General features: G+C 49.1%; 23 protein-coding genes and 2 tRNA genes. 5 read left to right on the top strand and 20 right to left on the bottom strand.

Annotated elements, in window-relative coordinates; genetic code table 11:
• Positions 1-239: 239 nt before the first annotated feature.
• The 5 genes from ACVBEF_RS01335 to ACVBEF_RS01315 all read right to left on the bottom strand — a co-directional run bounded on the left by ACVBEF_RS01335 (position 240) and on the right by ACVBEF_RS01315 (position 5,185).
• Entirely contained in the window at positions 240-1,430 is a 1,191-nt protein-coding gene (locus ACVBEF_RS01335; protein ID WP_447122148.1) for an acetyl-CoA C-acyltransferase family protein, read from the bottom strand.
• Positions 1,431-1,795: 365 nt separating this feature from the next.
• Positions 1,796-1,871 (bottom strand) — tRNA-His (locus tag ACVBEF_RS01330).
• Positions 1,872-2,000: 129 nt separating this feature from the next.
• Positions 2,001-2,834 (bottom strand): glutamate racemase, encoded by an 834-nt coding sequence (gene murI, locus ACVBEF_RS01325; protein WP_447122147.1) that lies wholly within the window; start codon positions 2,832-2,834, stop codon positions 2,001-2,003.
• A 113-nt stretch (positions 2,835-2,947) separates the two neighbouring features.
• A complete protein-coding gene (locus ACVBEF_RS01320) occupies positions 2,948-4,516 on the bottom strand; it encodes a fumarate hydratase (protein ID WP_447122146.1) in 1,569 nt (522 codons plus the stop codon).
• A 105-nt stretch (positions 4,517-4,621) separates the two neighbouring features.
• Positions 4,622-5,185, bottom strand: coding sequence for a YqhA family protein (locus ACVBEF_RS01315; protein ID WP_447122145.1), 564 nt, complete (start codon positions 5,183-5,185; stop codon positions 4,622-4,624).
• Positions 5,186-5,600: 415 nt separating this feature from the next.
• On the opposite strand from ACVBEF_RS01315, the gene acs reads away from it, so the two are divergent.
• The 3 genes from acs to ACVBEF_RS01300 all read left to right on the top strand — a co-directional run bounded on the left by acs (position 5,601) and on the right by ACVBEF_RS01300 (position 8,761).
• Positions 5,601-7,583 (top strand): acetate--CoA ligase, encoded by a 1,983-nt coding sequence (gene acs / locus ACVBEF_RS01310; protein ID WP_447122144.1) that lies wholly within the window; start codon positions 5,601-5,603, stop codon positions 7,581-7,583.
• Between the two features lie 252 nt (positions 7,584-7,835).
• Positions 7,836-7,926, top strand: a tRNA-Ser gene (locus tag ACVBEF_RS01305).
• Between the two features lie 169 nt (positions 7,927-8,095).
• The gene (locus tag ACVBEF_RS01300; RefSeq protein WP_447122143.1) at positions 8,096-8,761 is read left to right on the top strand and encodes a hypothetical protein; all 666 of its coding nucleotides are present in this window, start codon (positions 8,096-8,098) and stop codon (positions 8,759-8,761) included.
• Here the strand turns inward: ACVBEF_RS01300 and ACVBEF_RS01295 are convergent.
• The 10 genes from ACVBEF_RS01295 to ACVBEF_RS01250 all read right to left on the bottom strand — a co-directional run bounded on the left by ACVBEF_RS01295 (position 8,677) and on the right by ACVBEF_RS01250 (position 15,850).
• The gene (locus ACVBEF_RS01295) at positions 8,677-9,993 is read right to left on the bottom strand and encodes an Arm DNA-binding domain-containing protein (RefSeq protein WP_447122142.1); all 1,317 of its coding nucleotides are present in this window, start codon (positions 9,991-9,993) and stop codon (positions 8,677-8,679) included. The two genes, ACVBEF_RS01300 and ACVBEF_RS01295, sit on opposite strands and share 85 nt — an antisense overlap.
• A 220-nt stretch (positions 9,994-10,213) precedes the next feature.
• Entirely contained in the window at positions 10,214-10,438 is a 225-nt protein-coding gene (locus ACVBEF_RS01290) for a hypothetical protein (protein ID WP_447122141.1), read from the bottom strand.
• Positions 10,439-10,453: 15 nt separating this feature from the next.
• Positions 10,454-13,126 carry a toprim domain-containing protein gene (locus ACVBEF_RS01285; protein WP_447122140.1) on the bottom strand — a complete coding sequence of 891 codons (2,673 nt, stop codon included), beginning with the start codon at positions 13,124-13,126 and terminating at the stop codon, positions 10,454-10,456.
• Positions 13,127-13,170: 44 nt separating this feature from the next.
• On the bottom strand, positions 13,171-13,722 hold the full coding sequence (locus ACVBEF_RS01280) for a BRO-N domain-containing protein (protein ID WP_447122139.1): 552 nt from the start codon (positions 13,720-13,722) through the stop codon (positions 13,171-13,173).
• Entirely contained in the window at positions 13,709-13,933 is a 225-nt protein-coding gene (locus tag ACVBEF_RS01275) for a hypothetical protein (RefSeq protein ID WP_447122138.1), read from the bottom strand. Before ACVBEF_RS01275 ends, ACVBEF_RS01280 begins: the two co-directional genes overlap by 14 nt.
• Positions 13,930-14,097, bottom strand: a complete 168-nt coding sequence (locus ACVBEF_RS01270; protein ID WP_447122137.1) for a hypothetical protein — start codon at positions 14,095-14,097, stop codon at positions 13,930-13,932. The genes ACVBEF_RS01275 and ACVBEF_RS01270 overlap by 4 nt, the downstream gene beginning before the upstream one ends.
• A gap of 546 nt (positions 14,098-14,643) precedes the next feature.
• A complete protein-coding gene (locus ACVBEF_RS01265; RefSeq protein WP_447122136.1) occupies positions 14,644-14,898 on the bottom strand; it encodes a hypothetical protein in 255 nt (84 codons plus the stop codon).
• 55 nt (positions 14,899-14,953) lie between these two features.
• Positions 14,954-15,214, bottom strand: coding sequence for an ogr/Delta-like zinc finger family protein (locus ACVBEF_RS01260; RefSeq protein ID WP_447122135.1), 261 nt, complete (start codon positions 15,212-15,214; stop codon positions 14,954-14,956).
• A gap of 68 nt (positions 15,215-15,282) precedes the next feature.
• A complete protein-coding gene (locus ACVBEF_RS01255; protein ID WP_447122134.1) occupies positions 15,283-15,570 on the bottom strand; it encodes a DNA-binding protein in 288 nt (95 codons plus the stop codon).
• A gap of 82 nt (positions 15,571-15,652) precedes the next feature.
• The gene (locus ACVBEF_RS01250) at positions 15,653-15,850 is read right to left on the bottom strand and encodes a hypothetical protein (RefSeq protein WP_447122133.1); all 198 of its coding nucleotides are present in this window, start codon (positions 15,848-15,850) and stop codon (positions 15,653-15,655) included.
• A gap of 72 nt (positions 15,851-15,922) precedes the next feature.
• On the opposite strand from ACVBEF_RS01250, the gene ACVBEF_RS01245 reads away from it, so the two are divergent.
• The gene (locus ACVBEF_RS01245) at positions 15,923-16,261 is read left to right on the top strand and encodes a helix-turn-helix domain-containing protein (RefSeq protein WP_447122132.1); all 339 of its coding nucleotides are present in this window, start codon (positions 15,923-15,925) and stop codon (positions 16,259-16,261) included.
• A gap of 170 nt (positions 16,262-16,431) precedes the next feature.
• Complete coding sequence (locus ACVBEF_RS01240; RefSeq protein ID WP_447122131.1) at positions 16,432-18,414, top strand: ATP-binding protein; 1,983 nt, start codon at positions 16,432-16,434, stop codon at positions 18,412-18,414.
• A 139-nt stretch (positions 18,415-18,553) separates the two neighbouring features.
• Here the strand turns inward: ACVBEF_RS01240 and ACVBEF_RS01235 are convergent, their stop codons facing one another.
• From ACVBEF_RS01235 to ACVBEF_RS01215, 5 genes are all read right to left on the bottom strand, one after another.
• Complete coding sequence (locus tag ACVBEF_RS01235; RefSeq protein ID WP_447122130.1) at positions 18,554-18,727, bottom strand: hypothetical protein; 174 nt, start codon at positions 18,725-18,727, stop codon at positions 18,554-18,556.
• A gap of 74 nt (positions 18,728-18,801) precedes the next feature.
• A complete protein-coding gene (locus ACVBEF_RS01230; RefSeq protein ID WP_447122129.1) occupies positions 18,802-19,092 on the bottom strand; it encodes a BrnA antitoxin family protein in 291 nt (96 codons plus the stop codon).
• 39 nt (positions 19,093-19,131) lie between these two features.
• The gene (locus tag ACVBEF_RS01225) at positions 19,132-19,344 is read right to left on the bottom strand and encodes a BrnT family toxin (protein ID WP_447122128.1); all 213 of its coding nucleotides are present in this window, start codon (positions 19,342-19,344) and stop codon (positions 19,132-19,134) included.
• Positions 19,345-19,434: 90 nt separating this feature from the next.
• A complete protein-coding gene (locus ACVBEF_RS01220) occupies positions 19,435-20,661 on the bottom strand; it encodes a phage late control D family protein (RefSeq protein ID WP_447122127.1) in 1,227 nt (408 codons plus the stop codon).
• Positions 20,658-21,170 carry a phage tail protein gene (locus ACVBEF_RS01215; RefSeq protein ID WP_447122126.1) on the bottom strand — a complete coding sequence of 171 codons (513 nt, stop codon included), beginning with the start codon at positions 21,168-21,170 and terminating at the stop codon, positions 20,658-20,660. The genes ACVBEF_RS01220 and ACVBEF_RS01215 overlap by 4 nt, the downstream gene beginning before the upstream one ends.
• Positions 21,171-21,188: the final 18 nt, after the last annotated feature.

Genomic DNA, 21,188 nt, shown 5'->3' with positions numbered 1-21,188 from the left:
TTTATCCAAATCCCATCGCACAACAGACTCGCCGCTGACCGCTTTTTTCAAGCGCGGACGAAACGCATGGCCATAGATAATTTCAAATGTTAGCGGCAATCCTCATCAAAGACGAAGATTGCTCCACCACTACGAAAACAATAATGCGATATATTATGCTAATACCCAATATCACCCTATCGAACGAAAATACATTGGCAATCCGTATTTTCGAAAAATAGGTACACGACTTTACGGCATCACAGCCGCTCAATAATCGCCGCGATACCCTGACCACCGCCAATACACATCGTAATCAAACCATATCGCTTGTTGGTACGAATTAATTCATACAGGCATTTAATAGTAATGATCGCACCGCTGGCACCTAATGGATGCCCAAGAGCAATAGCGCCGCCATTGACGTTTGTTAGCTTAGGATCAAGACCCAATCCCTTACATACTCCAAGCGATTGAGCCGCGAATGCTTCGTTTGATTCAATCACTTCCATATCACTGAGATTGAGGCCAGCACGCCTCAACGCCAACTGCACTGCTGGAATAGGACCGGTTCCCATAATTGATGGATCAACCCCAGCCACCGCATATGATACTAAACGCGCAAGTGGTGTCAGGCCAGCACGAGCGGCAGCGCCTGCCTCCATTAGTACGCAAGCAGCAGCGCCATCGTTGATACCCGATGAATTGCCAGCAGTGACAGTACCGCCATCTTTCTTGAATGCAGGCTTAAGTTTCGCCAAGGACTCCAATGTCGCATCGATTTTCGGATACTCATCTGTATCGAAAAGTACAACGCCCTTACGTGTCTTGATCTCAACCGGAACGATTTGAGAAGCAAAGTGACCTGCAGCAATAGCCGCCGTTGCGCGCTTTTGACTTTCCAGCGCGAAGGCATCCTGCTCCTCACGTGAAATAGTGTATTTTTCCGCCACGTTTTCTGCAGTAATACCCATATGACCAGCACCAAAAGGGTCGGACAAAGCACCCACCATCATGTCAACCATTTTGATGTCACCCATACGCGCACCGAAACGGGCGGCTTGCGTCGAATATAACGACCGACTCATGCTTTCTACCCCGCCACCAACAGCAATATCGGTTTCGTTCAATTGAATCGCGTTGGCTGCCGAAATGATTGCCTGTAGCCCTGATCCGCATAAGCGATTCAACGTTAACGCTGTAGAGTCCCTGCTCATACCTGCATTAATGCCAACCACTCGCGACACATACATATCGCGCGTTTCGGTATGAATCACATTGCCAAATACAATCTGGCCGGCCAGCGCAGCATCGACCTTGGCACGATTAAATGCCTCCTTGACCACAATAGCGCCCAACTCACTCGGCGCAAAATCCTTCAGCGAACCGCCATAGGATCCAATTGCTGTACGCGCGGCTCCAACGATTACAACGTCTCTTACTTTAGCCATATTATTTCCTTACTTATTAGTGATTAATTCGGGTGTACAGCAGTCGGGGGGGGGGAGATATAGCAGGGCATTAGTGACTTAAGTCCAATTACCGGCCAATTATTATGCGCCATATGCATATATTTTTCATCAGTCGACTCTTAAAGTATTTGAAAAACCGATACCAAAGTTAGCCGTACGACATCAAAGATGTTGATGACACCACTATAGATGATGATTATCAGGATCGAATGCTTGGAGCTAGCTCCGGAAGCGTCTTCGCTGATAAGGGCTTAGGAGCACTAGATGGAAGTGACAAAGTGAACGGGCAAGAAAAAAGAGCCACAAGCCGAAGCATGTAACTCTTTAATTTTTTTCGTATTTATTGGGGTGACTGATGGGGCTCGAACCCACGACAACAGGAATCACAATCCTGGACTCTACCAACTGAGCTACAGCCACCACTGTACAACTAATCCCACTCCGTCTTGTGACCAGAGCAGCTGACAATTATACAAACTAAAATCATCACTGGCAATTCAAAAATACGTAAATGATGCGATTAACCAGATTAATCGCATCATTTTTATGTCACGAGCTTGAACTGGCTTTTAAGACCGTTGCGTGCATACCCAGCAAATTTAAAAAAATAGCTTTCATAGCAGGCAGATCCCCCGTGGTGAATACAGTTAGCGTACCCGGCTCAATGTCTGATTGTGTTTGTTGCAGATTATGATCCACCAGGATGCGACTTAACTGTTTGCTCACCGCAATGCCTGTATCGACGATTGCTACCGGGTTAGCAGTGATATCTGCGACGATATTTTTGATCAATGGCAGAACAAATGGGTAGTGCGTACAACCCAATACTAGTGTGTCAACGTTGCGCTCTATCAGAGGCGTGACATAGCGCTGTATTAAGGCCTCCGTTGCTAGCGTACCCAACTCGCCATTTTCGATCTGATCAGCTAAGCCGACGCAAGCCTGCAAAACAAAATGAACACCTGTGGACTCTGTGATTTGTTGCGATAGTTGCGTAAAGCGCGCGCTAGAGAGCGTGCTCTTTGTGGCTAATACGCCGATCATTTTTGTGCGAGTTTGCTGCGCAGCAGGTTTCAGTCCAGGCTCAATGCCGACGACGGCGAGAGTCGGGTAAGCAGCACGAACGGCCTTAATTGCGGCAGCTGTAGCAGTATTACAGGCTATTACCAAGGCTTTCGCATTGTGTTGCTGCAAAAATTTGGCGATTGCCAGCGTACGGTCCAAGATTATTTGCTCTGATTTATCACCATAAGGCGCATGCGCTGAATCGGCAAAATACACTACATTTTCATACGGCATTGCATCGCGGATATGTCGCAGCACAGATAAACCGCCGATGCCAGAATCAAAAATGCCGATGGGCGCATTTTTTGCCATCGGCATTATTGGGGAGTTCAGGTTGTTATGCATATATCGCAAGTGACGCTAATAGGGATTGCGGTCAACCAATGATCAATGTGTGTAGATCAACCGCAAAACATCTCAAGAAACGCAGACTAAATAGTAGTCACGGCAATATTGGCCAGCGAAGCCGACTGTATCCGCGCCTGCCATTCTTTCGGTCCGGTAGTGTGGACCGAAATACCGTTCGAATCGACCGCGACCGTCACCGGCATGTCTTTGACATCAAATTCGTAAATCGCTTCCATTCCCATGTCTTCAAACGCCAGCACGCGAGCAGATTTAATGGCTTTCGAGACCAGGTAAGCCGCGCCGCCAACCGCCATTAAATAGGCTGATTGGTGTTTTTTGATCGACTCGATGGTGGCCGGGCCACGTTCAGCCTTGCCTATCATCGAAATCAAACCGGTTTGTTCCAGCATCATGTCGGTGAATTTATCCATGCGAGTCGCTGTTGTCGGGCCGGCTGGGCCAACGGCTTCATCACGGACCGGGTCAACCGGGCCGACATAATAAATCACACGATTAGTAAAATCGACCGGCAACTTCTCGCCACGGCCAAGCATTTCCTCAATGCGCTTGTGAGCAGCATCACGACCGGTCAGCATCTTGCCATTTAACAGCAAAGTCTGACCCGGCTTCCAAGAGGCGACCTCTGCTTTAGTCAGCGTATCCAGATTAACGCTAGTTGATTTTTCAGTGTCTGGCATCCAATGCACTTCTGGCCAGTCAGACAACGATGGCGGCTCCATGAATGTCGGCCCGGAGCCATCCAGCACAAAATGACCATGACGCGTAGCGGCGCAATTTGGAATCATCGCCACCGGTTTCGACGCGGCATGCGTCGGATGCATCATGATTTTGACGTCTAGCACGGTCGTCAAACCGCCCAGACCTTGTGCGCCGATTCCAAGGGCGTTTACCTTTTGGAATAGTTCGATGCGCAATTCTTCGGCTTTATTTTGTGGGCCGCGCTTGAGGAGGTCGTACATATCGATATCTTCCATCAATACCTGTTTGGCCATCAGCATCGCGCGCTCGGCAGTTCCGCCAATACCAATCCCAAGCATGCCTGGCGGACACCAGCCAGCCCCCATCGTCGGCACTGTTTTCATCACCCAGTCAACCAGCGAATCCGATGGATTGAGCATCACAAACTTGGTTTTATTTTCAGAACCGCCACCTTTAGCTGCGATCTGGACGTCAATGGTATTGCCCTGCACCAACTCCATATGAACCACAGCCGGGGTATTATCTTTAGTGTTTTTACGTTCGAAATGTGGGTCAGCAACGATGGATGCGCGCAGCACATTGTCGGGATGGAGATAGCCGCGTCGCACACCTTCGTTCACAGCATCGGTGATGGTCCCTTTGAAGCCCTCAAAACGCACGTTCATGCCAATTTTTAGAAATACATTAACGATGCCGGTGTCCTGACAAATCGGACGTTTACCCTCAGCACACATGCGCGAGTTGGTCAAAATCTGCGCGATGGCATCCTTGGCTGCAGGGCTTTGCTCAGCCTCGTAAGCGCGTGCCAGATGGGCGATGTAATCTGCCGGATGGTAATAGCTGATGTATTGCAACGCGGCGGCGACTGATTCAATGAGATCTTCTGCCTTGATGGTGGCGACGCGGTTGCGAGTAATGATGGTTGTAGTCATGGCGATTGGCTAGAGAAATTTTCTGTAAAAAAAAACAATAAAAATTACGTGAGATTTGCGAATAATTGCGCTACATTCAACACGTTTGATTATGCTGATTTAGCATTATTGTTGCTCTTCAACGTGCGCACGCTGACTTTGTTGCGTTGCCGTCATAATTCGGTCGCACCACGCTATCGCCAACGCTGATAAAAGGAACGTAATATGAATTCCAGTCTGTGCCATCAAAGTCTTCATATCGTAAGCGCTGGCGTTAATAAATGTTTTCAACAAATGAATCGACGAAATACCAATAATCGCCATCGCCAATTTGACTTTTAGGACCGATGCGTTGACGTGCGATAGCCATTCAGGTTGATCGGGATGCGACTCAAGATTCATCCGTGAGACGAATGTTTCATATCCGCCGACGATCACCATAATGAGCAGATTGGAAATCATGACAACGTCAATCAAGCCAAGTGTCACCAGCATGATGGTCGACTCTGTTAGCTTAGTAGGGCGCAAAGCGCCATCAATCGCGACGGCGTCAAGGATGTGCTCAAGCGATGAAGCATTGCCAAAAATAGCGCCGATCAGATCGCTTAACTCAACCCAAAAGTGAAATACATACACGCATTGCGCCAGAATCAGACCGAGATACAGCGGCAATTGTAGCCAACGGCTCATAAAAATAAGATTCGGAAGAGTGCCAATAGACTTTTTTGTTGAAGGATTTTGAACGTTGTTCATGGATATTGTTGTGTGGGTGAAAGTGCGTCCCGACTATTTTACACTTCCTGCTTGCGCAAAATAGGACTAGCTGCGGTTTCACAGCATCATTTTTAAGCGACATTATTGGAAATTCAAGCGCTCTCAACATCGGTTACTCTGCTTAACCGAATACGCGGCGTTAGCCAAAGTTGACGAATGTTCTGGCTATTTTCGGCGCAAAAAAGGAAATTGTGTGAACTTGACGGCCTAATTGATGCCCACTATTCCTGGTACGGCCTACGATGATGCAAATTCAACACATGTAAGGCTTGAGTAAGCGTAAAAGCCTACTTTCTGGCATAAATATTTTCTAATAGCAGGAGACAAATGAATGGCTAATATCGAAACTTTTTCCCAGGAAACGCGTGTGTTTCCTCCACCCGCAGAGTTTGCCAAAACCGCTGCGATCTCTGGCATGGACGCATACAACGCTTTGTGCTCTGAAGCAACGACTGACTATGAAGGATTTTGGGGCAGACTCGCACGCGAAAATCTCGTCTGGCAAAAACCATTTAACAACGTTCTGGACGAATCCAACGCACCGTTCTACGAATGGTTCAAGGACGGTCAACTCAATGTTTCCTACAACTGTCTCGATGTCCATTTGCGAAATGGTAACGCGGATAAAGTAGCCATCATTTTTGAGTCCGATGGTGGAGATGTCGTCAAAGTAACCTATCAGGACCTGTACGAAAAAGTCTGCAAGTTCGCTAATGGCCTGAAATCGCTCGGCATCAAAAAAGGTGACCGGGTCGTTATTTATATGCCCATGTCAGTCGAAGGCGTGGTGGCGATGCAGGCTTGTGCGCGGATCGGCGCCACCCATTCGGTCGTATTCGGAGGATTTTCTGCCAAATCGTTGCAAGAGCGCATTATCGACGCAGGCGCCGTCGCTGTATTAACCGCGGATGAGCAAGTACGCGGCGGCAAGCGCTTGCCGTTAAAGTCTATCGTCGATGAGGCGTTGGCTCTTGGTGGTTGTGACTGCATCAAAAATGTCATCGTCTACAAGCGCACTGGCGGCGTAGTTGCATTTAACGCCGGCCTTGATCTGTGGATGCACGAGTTGGTAGCCGATCAGGTGGCCGAGTGCGAGCCAGAATGGGTCGATGCCGAGCATCCACTATTTATCCTATACACATCGGGCTCAACCGGTACTCCAAAAGGCGTGCAGCATTCTTCCGGCGGCTATTTGTTGTGGGCGGCTTTGACGATGAAATGGACATTTGACATCAAGCCCGACGATGTCTATTGGTGTACCGCCGACATCGGTTGGATTACTGGCCATACCTATATTGCTTACGGCCCAACCGTGGTTGGAGCAACTCAGATTATTTTTGAGGGCATCCCTACCTTCCCAAATGCAGGCCGCTTCTGGGAAATGATTCAACGTCACAAAGCAACTATTTTTTACACGGCACCAACGGCGATTCGCTCGCTGATCAAGGCCGCCGATGCCGACGTAAATATTCATCCATCGAAATATGATTTATCGTCTTTACGTCTGCTCGGTTCAGTCGGCGAGCCGATAAATCCCGAGGCTTGGATGTGGTATCACAAACATATCGGTGCAGAACGCTGTCCTATTGTTGATACATTCTGGCAAACCGAAACCGGCGGTCATATGATCACCCCATTACCAGGTGCTACGCCGTTAGTCCCCGGCTCCTGTACCTTGGCGCTTCCCGGTATTCAAGCCGCGATTGTCGACGAGGCCGGCCAGGATCTGCCGAATGGGCAAGGCGGCATTTTGGTGATCAAACGGCCGTGGCCTGCGATGGTACGCACCATCTGGAATAATCCAGAGCGTTTTAAAAGTACCTATTTCCCACCAGAGTTTGGCGGCAAACTCTATCTGGCTGGCGATGGCGCAATCCGTAACAAAGAGACTGGCTACTTCACCATCACTGGCCGTATCGATGATGTATTGAATGTTTCCGGCCATCGTATGGGAACGATGGAAATCGAATCCGCCTTGGTCGCCCATCCAATGGTTGCAGAAGCAGCAGTAGTCGGACGGCCTGACGACACCACCGGCGAAGCAATTTGCGCCTTCGTAGTCCTCAAGCGCAGCCGACCAACCGGCGATGAAGCAAAGCAAATCGCTAAGGAATTGCGAGACTGGGTCGCCAAAGAAATCGGCCCTATCGCCAAACCCAAGGAAATTCGCTTTGGTGACAACTTGCCTAAAACCCGATCCGGCAAGATTATGCGTCGCCTATTAAGAATTCTGGCCAAAGGGGAAGAGATTACGCAAGATATTTCAACCTTGGAAAATCCCGCAATTTTAGACCAGCTGAAAGAGGCGCAATAACAATCTACCAACAACACTTTATGAGGGAGGTCCTACATTTCTCGCCCTAAAGTGTTGTTTCCGGAGGCACTGTCAATCTTACGGGGAAGTGAAACTATCCAAACTTCGCGAGTCTATGAATATAAGATAGCGGCAACCATCATTAGTCACCATGAAAACCAACCAAGTGATTGAAAATATTGTTATAATCTGCGGCTTCGCAAAAACCAGACTCAGAAAATCAAGCTCAGTTAAGTGAAGAGCAGTAGTACAGGAGAGATGGATGAGTGGTTTAAGTCGCACGCCTGGAAAGCGTGTGTAGGTTCATAGCCTACCGGGGGTTCGAATCCCCCTTTCTCCGCCAAAACATAACGCGTAAGCCTTTGATTCCAAAGACTTACGCGTTTTTTATTGGGCGATCGATAGGGCTAAATAGGATGATATTGGCATTCAAATGACAGCTTTTTTGCCAGCTTTTTCATCCATTTTTAAGCTACGATACACTCACATGGACGAACCACTTTAGGTTAATTATGGAAAGCGCTAAGATCGATCTTCAATCTGAGGAATGGTTCTTGAAACTGCATCAGTCGATATTTAAATTGTCTGAGGCTTTTTCCAATCTGAATCATGCCTTGGCTTTGCTGATTTTGGAGCAAGGTAAGGTATGTGAGGATCCTGGGCTTGCCGACTCAAAGGGGCTACTGGCACAAACAATGGCGAATCAAGTCTATGGGGAGTTCCAGTATTACTATGAACAAGAGCCAAGATCGTCGCTCTCAGCTGTTTGTTGGCTGCAAAAAGTCTTTGTCATGTGCCGAATGTTTGGTTCTGAAGAATGGGTTGAGAGCAAAAACCATTCTCCCCGTGTCGGTACAATGATTGATCCGGCCTCAGGGCTAACCTTTGCAAAACTTACCGCCTTGGATCGACTTGAGCTTGATCCTTCCAGATACGGTGATGCAATGTTCAACAAGCAGTTACACGATCTGGTCAGAGAGGCACTCGAGCGTGGCCAGCCAACACAGGCTTTGCGCCTTCTTTGCGATTCGGTTAAGCATGGGGTGCTTAGTCCGGCGATCAATCTTGTTACGTTGAAAACGGCCCAGCAAATCTACTCCATCGGCTTAATGGCCATGATTGAATCGGTCGGTAAATTTCTAAATCGAGGGGTACAACAATTTGAGGCCCAGCGTTGAGCTTTCGGGCTTCGAAAACGCGATGAAAAATTACCGATGGCTAATTGTATTTTTTTTCTGTCCTGGCATTGATTCACCACCCCCCGCAAACATAGCCACCGCCCTCCCCCAGCCTCAGGCCGAGCATCCCGAATCCACCGCCCATAAACCTTAGCAATCATCGTCCAATCCTTATGCCCCATCTGCTGCGCCACCCACATCGGCGACTCATCAGCGGTCAGCATCATGCTGGCATAGGTATGGCGCGTCTGATACGGACGACGGTAACGCACCTTACTCAACAGCACCGCACGCTTCCAGGCACCACGGATGACCTGATCGCCGCCCCAACGCGCATTAGTGCGCGGATTATTAAAAATGTGCTCACCGGCAATGAAGGTGTACGCTTTCTGAGCCAACAGCGCCTCAATCGCCGGTGCCAGAAGTTTTACTTCACGTTTGCCAGCCGAGGTTTTTGGCGTTTCGCCGGTGCTTTTTATTTGAATTGCAGCAGTCGTCAGCGCACGGCGGACCTGGATGGTTCCGCGATGCCAATCAACGTCACCCCACTCAATGCCGATGAGTTCAGAGGTGCGCATGCCGGACCAAAACGCAAACTGAAAAAGATGACGTTCCTGTCCACATAATTGCTCAAGGATGCGTGTTTGTTCTTCGGCCGTAAAGGGATCAACGTCATCGACTTTGTCCGGCGCTTCTTTACTCTTCCATTGCCATCCATACAGCGGATTGTTGTCGATCAAATCATCCTGCATTGCCTCCCCCAGCGCAGCACGCAAAACAGATAAGCGGTTTTTAATCGCCTTGTTGCTGATAGTCAGCGTTGCGCACCAGTTTTTGATCTGTACCCGCTTAAGATCACACAGCAACAATTTTCCAAATGCAGGAATCAAATGGTGATTGACGATTTTTAGATAGCCGCTATAGCTCGATGCTTTTAAATGCGCCCGTTGCCGTTCCAGCCAATCGTCAAGATAGGCGGTCACGGTGATGATTTCACCTTGTCGCTCCACAAAATGCACCACATTTTTACTGTCCGGAAACGTCACCCTATAATCAAAAGTGCCTTTTTGAATCGCATCAAGGATAGCGGCGCGATGCTGGAAAGCACGCTTTATATTTGGAGCGGTGGGGGCGAGTTTGATACGTTCGCGGCAGCGCTTGCCACGATAGGCAAAGGTGATTTCAATTGACGTTTTGCTTGCAGCTTTGACGCCCGTGCCTTCTCTACCCATTGGTAATATCCCTCAACATCAATCAACCGCCTCCCATCCGGTGCCTTGGTCCAGACAGACCCTTCCAGCCAAACGCCGTCACGGATTTTGCTATTGATAGCATCTTCCGTATAACCCGATTCGGCTGAAAATTTTGCGATGGTCTGATAGCGTAGCATATTGAATTTGAGAAACTTTTCTTCTTCTCGTCTGATAAACGACTATTAAATAAACTACCTAGTTACCTCCACCCAATCCGATGCGCCTCAAGCACCGCCTCAAGCCACGGCTCATCCAATTGCGCAATCGCGTCCAGCGGATGATCAAATCGCGCCGACAGCAAATCAAGCCGTCCGTGCAGCAATGCCGCAGCCACCCCCTCGTCAATGCTCATGGTCCCGATGTTCTCAGGGTCGATAGCCAATTCTTGTGCCAGTAATGCGACACGTTTAATTAAATGCGTCATACAGTTCTCCATAGGTTAACTAGTCGGTTTGTCGTTCTGAAATACCCAGCACTTAATCGCCGTGCTGGCAATAGCGTTATCGCGTGCACGGATCTGGCTATTAACCACCCGCACGTCGATAAATTTCCGGCGGCGGCTAGTGCGCAGCACTTTTTTAAGGTCACCGATGACCGGAATCTGCTGGCGGCGTTCGGCCGCGATTTGTACAAAATGGTTCAGATTGACCGCGATCAATTGTGGATCGCGGGAATGATTCAGGCGGTGCAGATCGTTACTATCGAGATAGTCAAACGCCTCCCAAAAATCCTGTACCAGCGGATGATCGTCATTGATCACCAATTGGCGCTCACCGGCCATCACAATGATTTGTTCGCGCATCGCCTTGTGCTGCTCCGGTGTCAACTTGATCACCAGCCCCAGCGCATCGGTCAGCGCCAGCATCTGCGCGTGGGTTTCCACCAGACGCGGCATCTTAATCTCAGGCCGCATACGCAACTCTTTCAGATACACCGCCGTGCGCTCAGCCACCGTCTCCATGATCTTCTTCTCGCGCTTGGTCGCCGCCAGAATAAAGCCCGACACGTTCGCCCCCGGCATAAACTTCAACGCATCCGCCGCCTCGCCCGACTCCGGCGTTTGCGTCGTCAAGTCAAAATACAAATGCACGATCCGCGACAAAATTGCCTCCGACGCATTCACCGGATTATTCTGTGAAATCACAATCGCCCCACGAAAAGGTGGCTCGTAGGTTTCATTGCCGCCCGTATTCATCCCCCGCGCCCGGGTCGAGCGCCCGTTATAGGCCGTCTTCAGCTCATCCCAATCGAAAGATTTAACGTGGCTCTTCTCGCCATCCATGCGCTCGCGGTCCGACTCAATGAGCACCACCGGCAAGCCCGACACCTGCGAAAAATTCCGCGCCCGCGCCGCCAGACTCGACTTGCTCGGATCAAAACCTTCGTAGCCATTGCGTCCAAACAATTTCCACAAAAACTCAATCAGCGTTGACTTACCAGCCCCCGCCTTACCAACCACTTCCAAAAACGGATAAGAACTTTGCGCAGCCCGAATTTGCTCAGCAAACAGCGTCCCAAACCAAAACGTCAGCGCCACCATCCCCTTCGCCCCAAACGCCTGCCACAGCAGACCCACCCACTCACTCGTATACCCCTCCGGATCGCGATTGATAGCCAGCGTCACCGACCGGTTCAACGACTTCACCGCCACCCGGCCCAAATCATAAAAATCCTCACCATTGACCTCATGCAGCACGCCATCCTTGACCGCCACATCGTCCAACACATAGCACCCGTACTCCTTGCTATATCCCTCAAAATCAATCGTCTCCACCCGTTTGATATGAAACAAATCGCGCTCCATCATCCGGTCCAGCATGCCGCTGGTGCCGCTAAACATCGCACCCGGCGCAATCCCCAACAGCCGCTTCTTAAACTCCGCCGCGCTAGCAATCTGCGCGCTGGTAAACGTATTCTTGATCGACGCCCCGTCATGCGGAAAATCCACCCGAAAGTAATACCAGGCCTCATCCGTGATCTCATTCTTTTGGTAATACAGCGCCGTCGGATGGCAATTCGCAATCGGGCGAATACTGTGCGAGGCAGACAACGCCTTCTCGCGCTTAGCCGCCTCCGACAACATATTGGCATCGTCATCCTTATCGAGCTGGTCCATCTGCTTGTTATACTCAGACAAATTCAGATCAAACCAGAACAAACGATGGCGAAACGCCAGGTCAAATTCCAGCTTGCTTTCCTTGCCATAGATCAGCAACGCCTTTTCGCTCGCACTAGCCGCCATCAGCAACGCCCCGTGATAGCGGTAATCGTCGATATCACCGGGCGTCAGCTTATCGCGCTGATGCAAATCGTTCCAATCCAGCTTAGTCTTGCCGCCCTGTGGAATCTGAGCGGCAGTACACTCCCAGCCCGCCTCCCGCGCCCGCTTCACATGTTTGACCGTAAAGCTACGGCCAGCAGCATCCCCATCCAACGCCCACACCAAACGACACTTCTGGTCCCCACGTGCATCGCGCAAATCCTGCAACGACTGCAATGGATAATTGTTGCAACTCATGATCGATACCGCTGCTATGTCGTGATGCTCAAGCGCGATCGCATCAAAAATACCCTCCACAATCCACAGCTCTTTCACCGTCTGCAAACTATGCCCAGGATGCGACCAGAACTTGCCCTGATAACTCGCCCCATAACTAAAGCGCGCCTTCTTCTTACCAAACCGTTGCGGCTTATCGATCAGGCGCTCCCAATACCCCTCCGCCACCGCAAAGCGCACCGTCGCGCTACCCATACTCAAATCCTTATCGAAGTAACTTTCCTGCCGATACAGCCCCTGCACCCGTGCCAAACTAAAGCCACGCCCATGCTGCATATACGCGTCTGCCGCTGCATGGGGAGAAGCCTCCGGCGTCTGATACCGCTTGCTCCAGTCATCAAACAACTCCGGATACAACTCTTTAACGTGGCCCTCCCAGCCGCAATTATTTAAGCGGCCACAGCGCACTACCCACGGATGATCAGCGTGGGCGTACAACTCTTTTTTCTGGCACTGGGGACAAACGCCACCGCGCAAATAACCACTCTGCTCCTGCTTGAAATTAAATTCAGAAAAGCGGGTAAGAATGTCAGCGTGTAAAGAGGGAATCATCATCAGCAATCAATAAGGCACAGCAGGTTAAGACAAGGCGTGGTGTGCTAAGCAGTCACTTCCAGCGATCCCTGCCGCAACGCCGGCACCAGCGTATCAAGAGCAGAAATCGGCATCGCCAGCAAGCGCGAGACGTGGCGCAAATTGGCATACAACTCCACCGCCACGCCCTGCGTGCGCGTACTCGCCAGCTCGTTGATTAACGTGCCGCGATAACGCAAGGCCGCTAATTGTTGCGGCACCGTCATACAGATACTCTGGCGCGGTGGCTGGCGACCCTCCAGGACATCAAGCACCCATTGACGGAATGCTTTGGATTTTTCTGTGCGGGACAACATGCCGATCAGATAGCAGCCGCGAGGGCTGAAAATGCGCACGGGTTGACGGCCACCGGCTGTATCGAGTTCGATGATCTGTGTCATTTCTTCGGTGAACTCGTCGGCGTTTGCTTCATATAATTTATGAACAGAGATTCTGCCTTTTTCGTACCCTAAGGCGTCCCCGATCTGGGGACACCTTAACCACGGAATATTGCGTAGATCAACAACATCGAACTCGGTATTTTCAAACACGAGTATGGAATTTTCAGTCTGCTGCATGGTAGTTCTCCTCTGGTAAAAAATAGTCGTTATCGCCAGCCGCACGGCGTTTTAAATCAACAGCCTGCCGAGGCGGCCTCTTCTTCCAGGCACGCGCCACCGCCATTAGTGTCGTCAACAACAACGGCGACACCTGATCAAGCGGCACGGTAATCCCCATCGCCGCATGCACATGACACAGATCGGCCTGACTCACGATGGGCGCGGTCATGACGATTTTTCATGACTGGTGACGGAATGTAAGAAATTGAATTTCTTGCGCTGGCGATACTCGCGCAAGCGTTGGCTGGCCGACTTTGTGCGCCGTTTGCGTGAGTGATCAGGATCAGGCTTGATGCAGACGGAGAAAGTTTTTTTATCAGCTGCTGGTTTCATGGCATTAATCCCCCACCCAACCAAGCGCCACCGCAAGTGCCGGCGCGCACAACACAAAGCCACACAGCAACCCCGATCCAAAGACCTTACAGGCCCTCTTGCAAGCGACAAGACGCCGTCGGTGTTGCCAGGCCATACGCTGACCTGACGGGCTGGGTAAAGGGTGAACCATCTGTTTAGCGCTATACGGTTGCATGTGATTTCCTTATGTGAGGACGTACAAAACCAGCACGCCTGATAACAGGCATGACAAAACACAACGGGGGGAGAGGATTACTTAGACCGTAGAATCGGCGGGGCGAGAATAGGGTGATGTGTCATGTACAGCCTCCGGTTGCAGTTAAATTCAGATTCATCGGATGAGGTAAGGATGCATTTTTTTTGAACCAATTCCAGTATGTTAAATTTCAGCTTCCACACATCAATTAACGACAAAGGAATTACTGATGACATTATTGAATCCAGCATTAACCGTACAAAATACAGAGACTGGTCAATTGCTAACGACACTTGAATTTAATATGAACGTTGGTCAACGGATGCATTTCACGCTTCTTCTTCCAAACGTAGGGCAGTCGGTTGATGTAGTACAGATTCAAGCGTTGAAATTGGCACGACACCTGATAGACGGCACGATTGCGTCTGCTGAATCGCAGAGCACATAACAAAAATTTCTTTACCACCAAATATCTCGGTAACATCCAAAAGTCTGCCTGCACCACACGGGCAGATTTTTGGGAAACAGACACCGTTTTGTTGGCCAATCAAATACGCTTCTTCATCGTGGGATATGCCAACCATATAATTTCCTTTATAAATTATTTGTAAAAAATCCACTACGCCGAATAACGGCACCTCATACAACACTCAAATTCAAGCTCAATTGATGAATCGCCGTCCAGTTAATATGCTGCGACAGCGGCACCTTCAACTCAGGCTTTGGAATAGACGAGACCGACAACGTGCGCGCAATTTCCAACCTGGCGACAAACACATAACCACAGTCCGGGTTGCGGCACATATAGGTAATCTCCTTCATCAATGAAGACAGCACCCGGCTTTTAACAGCGCGTGGCGTGCTCTCGCAATGGGGGCAACATAGTCCAATGTTTCTCATCTTGGTGATTCTCTTAACTTGTTACACAATCGGCCCTGACGCCGGTAACAATGACTACCTACAATTATTTACGGTCCTACCTGGCGAGAACATTCGCCCTGCCCCTGCCGCGCACACTCGCAATGCATGCCAACCTCACCCAACGTAGACATCGCATCGAGATACTTCCCGGTTACCATCACAAAGCCAACAGCGGCCACCAATACATCAAGTTTGTCGATCACAACCCCCTGACCGCCATTGAGAAAACGACTAACCTGCGAATCGTCCCAGCCCACCCGTTTTTGCACATTCTGGCGACCCGGGCCAGTCAAGGCACTACGCAACGCTTGTTCGATCTGCATGGGGCGCTTCATGATTGCCCCGCAATAAGATTTGTGTGCTGATGGGCAGATATATCTGTAAGCTTTATCTTATTCATCGTGACCTCTGATCTGTTTAGGAATTGCTTGCAAGTTCACGCTGGTACTGTTGCAAACCGCGCAGTACCATGCGACGCAGGAATGACGCGCGAGACAAATATTCGTCGGCAGCATACTGTTCGACGAGTGCCTGTTCTTCTGGCTTTAGGCGTATGCCGAGTGGTTGCGTAAGGCTGTTTTTGGGTGAGCGTTGGGCAGTAGATGTTGTTTTCATAATGGTATGATTTGTGCTCGCTAGGGATGGTGTAATTATGTGCATTCAAATACGCAAAGTCAAGGATATATTGTGTCTTTTAATACTAGCTGCGGTGAGCGTCTACGCGAAGAGCGGGATCGTCTCGGATTTACTCAACAAGAAATGGCCGATCAGATGGGTGTCCGTAGGGAGATGTCCAGCAAGTATGAGCGCGGTCAAGCAGCACCAGGTGGCGATGCACTTGAGGCATTTTCAGTGGCAGGTGGCGATGTCCAATATGTTCTGACAGGACAGCGTTCAGCGACTGCTCTCACACCAGAAGAGATGGAATTACTATCCGGCTATCGAGGACTCGATATGCGCGATAGAGCCAACTTGCAGGGCATACTCAAAGTAATCGGTACCAAGACGCCAATAAAATCACGCTAATAGATGAATTCCAAACAGCTGCGTAAGGCGATTTTTGGGCGAGACTTGCATTGTAGGCAGTGTTTTCGTAATGGTATGGTTTGTGCTCGCTAAGTACACGGAAAGGCTAGCATGTACAACTGATGCTACTCGTATCTAGCACAACATTTAAATTAACGAGCGGGAGCCACATGTCCGAAATCGATCTTTCTGGTATAGCCGAGATTAGTGACGAGGGAATTAAGAAGCATTTCAAAAACATTGAGCCGTGTGCCGCGATTTTCGAACTCGCTTGGAACGGACTAGATGCAAATGCTTCCATCGTCGATATCGGAATACGTGACAATAAAATGGATTTTATCGATTCGGTCTATGTCCATGACAATGGCGATGGAATTGATTTCGAAAATATGAAGGATAATTTCGGAAAATTTAATGACTCACACAAGAAAGAAGACGCTGGGCAACACGGTTCACACGGACGAGGGCGGCTAGCATTTCACCGAACATGTCATGAGGCAACGTGGCACACAAAATCCCTGAAAGGTCATGCGAAAATCAAGATTGAAGGCACTAATATAAAGCATTATTCTGCAAAGAAAATTGATGCCCAATATCAGCATAACGCACTCAGAGATTGCACGAAAGGCACTTTTATTGAGTTATCTAACTTTCATGAAAACTTACCAGCCTTAGATAAGCTCCATGAATATTTTTCAACAGAATTTGGCTGGTATCTTGCACTAAATCCTGACCGAATAATTCGGATCAATGGCAACAATGTGACTGTCCCAGGTCATGAAATCCATGAAGAAAAAGTCACGATAGATACAGTGATTTTTAACGTAAAAATTATTCGTTGGTTCGAAAAACCTTCATCAGAAAAATCTTTCACGTATCTTCTAAACGGCGCGGGAAATACGGTACACAAGCAATTAAGCAGTTTTAATCAAAAAGCGAATTTCTTTACTAGTATTTATATTCAATCCTCATGGGCTGACGATTTTTCTGTAGAGGGTGTAAATTTATTTACAGCGCCAACACACACTACGGATTCGGATGAGTGGAAAAAATTAATTAGATCAGTCAACGACTTTGCTCAGCGTGTCTATGAGGATTTTCTCAGGCAGTTCGTTGATGCTGAAATCGAAAAATACGTTACTGATGGAATATTTCCAGAATACAAGGGTGTTGAAGCAGGACAAGCAGCATACCGATTGATTAATACAAAGATAATTGTTAAATCAATCTATACCGCTGATCCAACGGTCTTTAACTCGCTGAATAAAAAACAAAGAAAAGTAATCATTAGACTGTTGGATAGAATAGCCGTCTCAAACGAAAATGACGCCATTTTCGAAATTTTGGATAGCGTTTTAGACTTAGATAAAAATTCTCTCGACCTCTTGGAGATGCAATTGAAAACGACCCAGCTAGAAAATATAGTCAGTACGATTGAGGTCTTACGGCAACGTCAATCGGCAGTGAATAAACTTCGTGAATTGATGAACGTCCATTTCAAAGACGTATTAGAAACTCCTGATCTTCAAAAAATCATTGAGAGCAACACATGGTTGTTCGGTCATCGGTACGAAACAATCGGTGCTGAGGAGGACACGTTTACGAAGATCGCCAAAGACCTGTGGGACGGTATAAGCGGGATAGATACGATCGAGGATGGTGACGTTGAGGGTGGAGCGACTATTGAAGGTGCCAAAAGACAAACAGACCTTTTCCTTGCAAGAAAAATTCTTACGCACGATTCATTTGGAGAACAAAAATATCGCTGCATCATTATTGAAATTAAACGCCCTGGCATCGCATTAAATAAGAAACATTTAAGGCAACTAGATGACTACGCAGACATCATAAAAAGACATCCTGAATTTAATAGTGAGCTAATGCACTTCGAATTGATCTTGATCGGTAGAAAAATTTCATCTACTGATACTGAAATTGCCAGCCGTATGAAAAGCCAGATTCCTAAAGGAGAAATGGGCTTAGTTAGTGACGACGATAGAATGAAACGCTATGTACTTAATTGGTACACATTGCTAGACAGATTTGAAATATCGAATGATTTTATGCTTAAGAATCTGAATCTGCGACGGGACTCTTTATCGAATTGGTCAAAAGATGAATTAGTTGAAAATCTTCAAATGGCTGGGGGCTGATCGAAATCGATAACGTTAGTAATAATACGTCGTATAGCCTTAATTGCCGCTCTTTGACAAAATAATTAATGCATGAGATGTTTCGTTCGGGCATAGCCCACGAGGTCACTACAGAATCACTTAGTGGCCGCTCAAAAGGTCAGCGTAATTGCTGGCCTTTTGTTTTTAAGCGCTTGATTTTCTGACTCACACCTAGCTTCTCCAATAACGCATCAGGTAGCACCTCCGCTACCGGTTTGAATCGTGCAAAATCTTCCGCCGCTAGCTCGCGGACTTCACCTTCTTTGTCAGTCAAGGGTAAGTGATTTTTCATCGCTGTTTAGGTCGTCCTATGAAAGCACGTTTAAATGTTGATGGATCGTTTAAATCAGATTATGCGTGTAACTTTCAACGACCAATAAACAAAGCACGCAATGCATCATTTATGCGCGTTTGCCAGCCATCCCCCGATGCCTTAAGCGCAGCCAATACGTCCGCATCAAGTCGAATCGCAATAGACTCTTTTTTATTCGCAGATAGTGGACGACCGCGTTTCGGTTTCAACATTTCGGCGGCAATTTTTTCGCCAAACAGCTCAGGCAAAACATCTTTCGCGGGACGCGAGTTTGCAAAGTCTTCCACAGTCCACTCTGGGTTGTCTTCGCTAATATATTCAGGATTGACTATTTTCTTAACCATGATTTTTTACCTCTCTTGGATTTGCTTTACGGAAACTGATCACATGGATAGCTTTATCGCGTTGCGTAAAACCAATACCATTAAGCGTTCTTCGAGATAAGCAAACACCCGGAATCGACACTCTCCATAGTCTTTGCGCGTGTCCTCGATGATGCGGGCATTGGACCAGTCCAGATTGCTTACCAAGTCAAATGACAGCCCACGTTCGGTGATGTTGCGTTTGTTTTTATCTGTATCGTAAGAAATCTGCATTAGATTATTGTATATACGTAAAAATAGATGGTCAAGTGAGAATGATCGTTCATGAGCTATTGCTGTGTGCTTTGTAACGTCGGCAGTAACTCAAGCACCATCATTATTTTCTTCGATAATCTTCCGATTATCTACAATCGTCCTCCACGCAGCATTGACCGCACGTTGTCCGCTTTGCTTGCTGGCATAAACGTGTTGCAGCCTCTTCAGATTGTGGTCGCTCCCGGCAAATACCTCGCCAGATTTTTTACTAGCCTTATCCTTCCAGACAGCACTCACGCCAGTCACGCCCTCATCCTGATCTGTCTCCACCTCCCGCTCGGCGTCCGCCGCTTCCATCTTCATCTCCAGTTCAATCTGCTGGGTATAGCCGCTGCTGCCGATGCTGCTGGCAACTTTGACGATCAGCCATTCGGTGGCGTCAATTTGCGCTTTAAAACCGCTGACGATGACCGGCGATTGGGCGATCAGGTTGGGGTCGCCTAGCGCGAGATTGAGCGCGAAGGATGAGACCCCGCGCTGGATGCGTTGCCATTCGGCGATGGCCGTGGTGCGCGCATCTGCTTCGGTAGCGAAGGTAGTTTTCAGGCACTTGCTGTTGCCTGCGACCCCGGCGATCACGCTGCGACGGCGGGCGCGTTGGGCGTCGTACCAGAAGACACGTACACCGCTGTAGCTATCGCGCTCGGCACTGTGGTAGCGGTGACCATCGCCTAAACTGCGCGTGATATGGATGGCCGGTAATGCTTTGCCGCTGACGGTACTGCTTTGATTGATGGGCATGAACAATAAAGTATCGTTTTTGACAGTGGCCACGGCGTCGTACTTTTTGCCGAGGCGACGCAGAAAAGCGGCATTGCTCTCGCGGGTCTGGTCGATGTGTTTGATAACGACGTCACGCAAGGGGGCGCTGATACCAGCCATCAGTTGATGCTCGAAGGCGATGCGCTCAATGATTGCGCCGAGTGTAGTGTTGTGTGGGCTGTGGTCTTGCAACTGGCGGAAGGTGTCAATCAGATTGGCGGCACGGGCGCGTAACGTGATGGTATCGGGTGCGCCCGAGTGCTCGACTTCATCGACCGTAAAAGACCCTTTATCGACGAGGCCACTATCACGCCAGCCAATATGCAGATGGATTTTTGCACCTTTGGACGGGATAGCGAGTTGGCCGTCAGTGTCGTCCAGCGCCAGATCGAGCTGGTCGGCCTCCTCGCCCCGACATTCGGTCAGCGTCAGGCTGATCAAGCGTGGGCGGATGATGGCCGTCAGGTCACGACCGTCTAACGTCACGCGGAAATCTGGGGTACGGGAGGTCATAGCTTGCCAATGCCGTCGATCACACTACCGACGACACCATTAACCGCATTCAGATTATTCGCCAGCCCTTCGAGATTAAGCATGTCGCGCAGGTTGCCGATGTTCCCGAGGTTTTGCAGTGAATGAAGCACGCTGTCGTCGGTACATTTCAGGCTGATGGAGAACTCAACCTTCGCCGGAGCGCCGTTATTGCCGAGGTGCGACTTGCCTTCACTCATGCTGGTGATGATGTAAGAGCCATAAATGCGCCCGCTACCCTGAATCAAGATCCACGACTTGCCGGTGTCAGCCATCAAACGTAGCGCGTCAAGCGAGTACAGCGACCCGGTCAATTCCGGCGCGATCCAGCCGGAGAGCGTGATGCTGTCATCGCCTTTGCCAGTGTATTGAAAGGCGTCCCGCGCACCGACACGGGAATTGCTGACGTGTTTCCACTCGGTCTGACGTTGCAACTCCTGATAAGCCAGCGTGGGAAGGCTGAAGACAAACATGCCGAGGGCCATCATCATAGTGCTGCTCCTGGTCGA

This window comes from Glaciimonas sp. GG7 (assembly GCF_052976905.1).
Note: the sequence above shows the minus strand (reverse complement) of the source record. Positions and strands in the feature narration are given on the sequence as shown.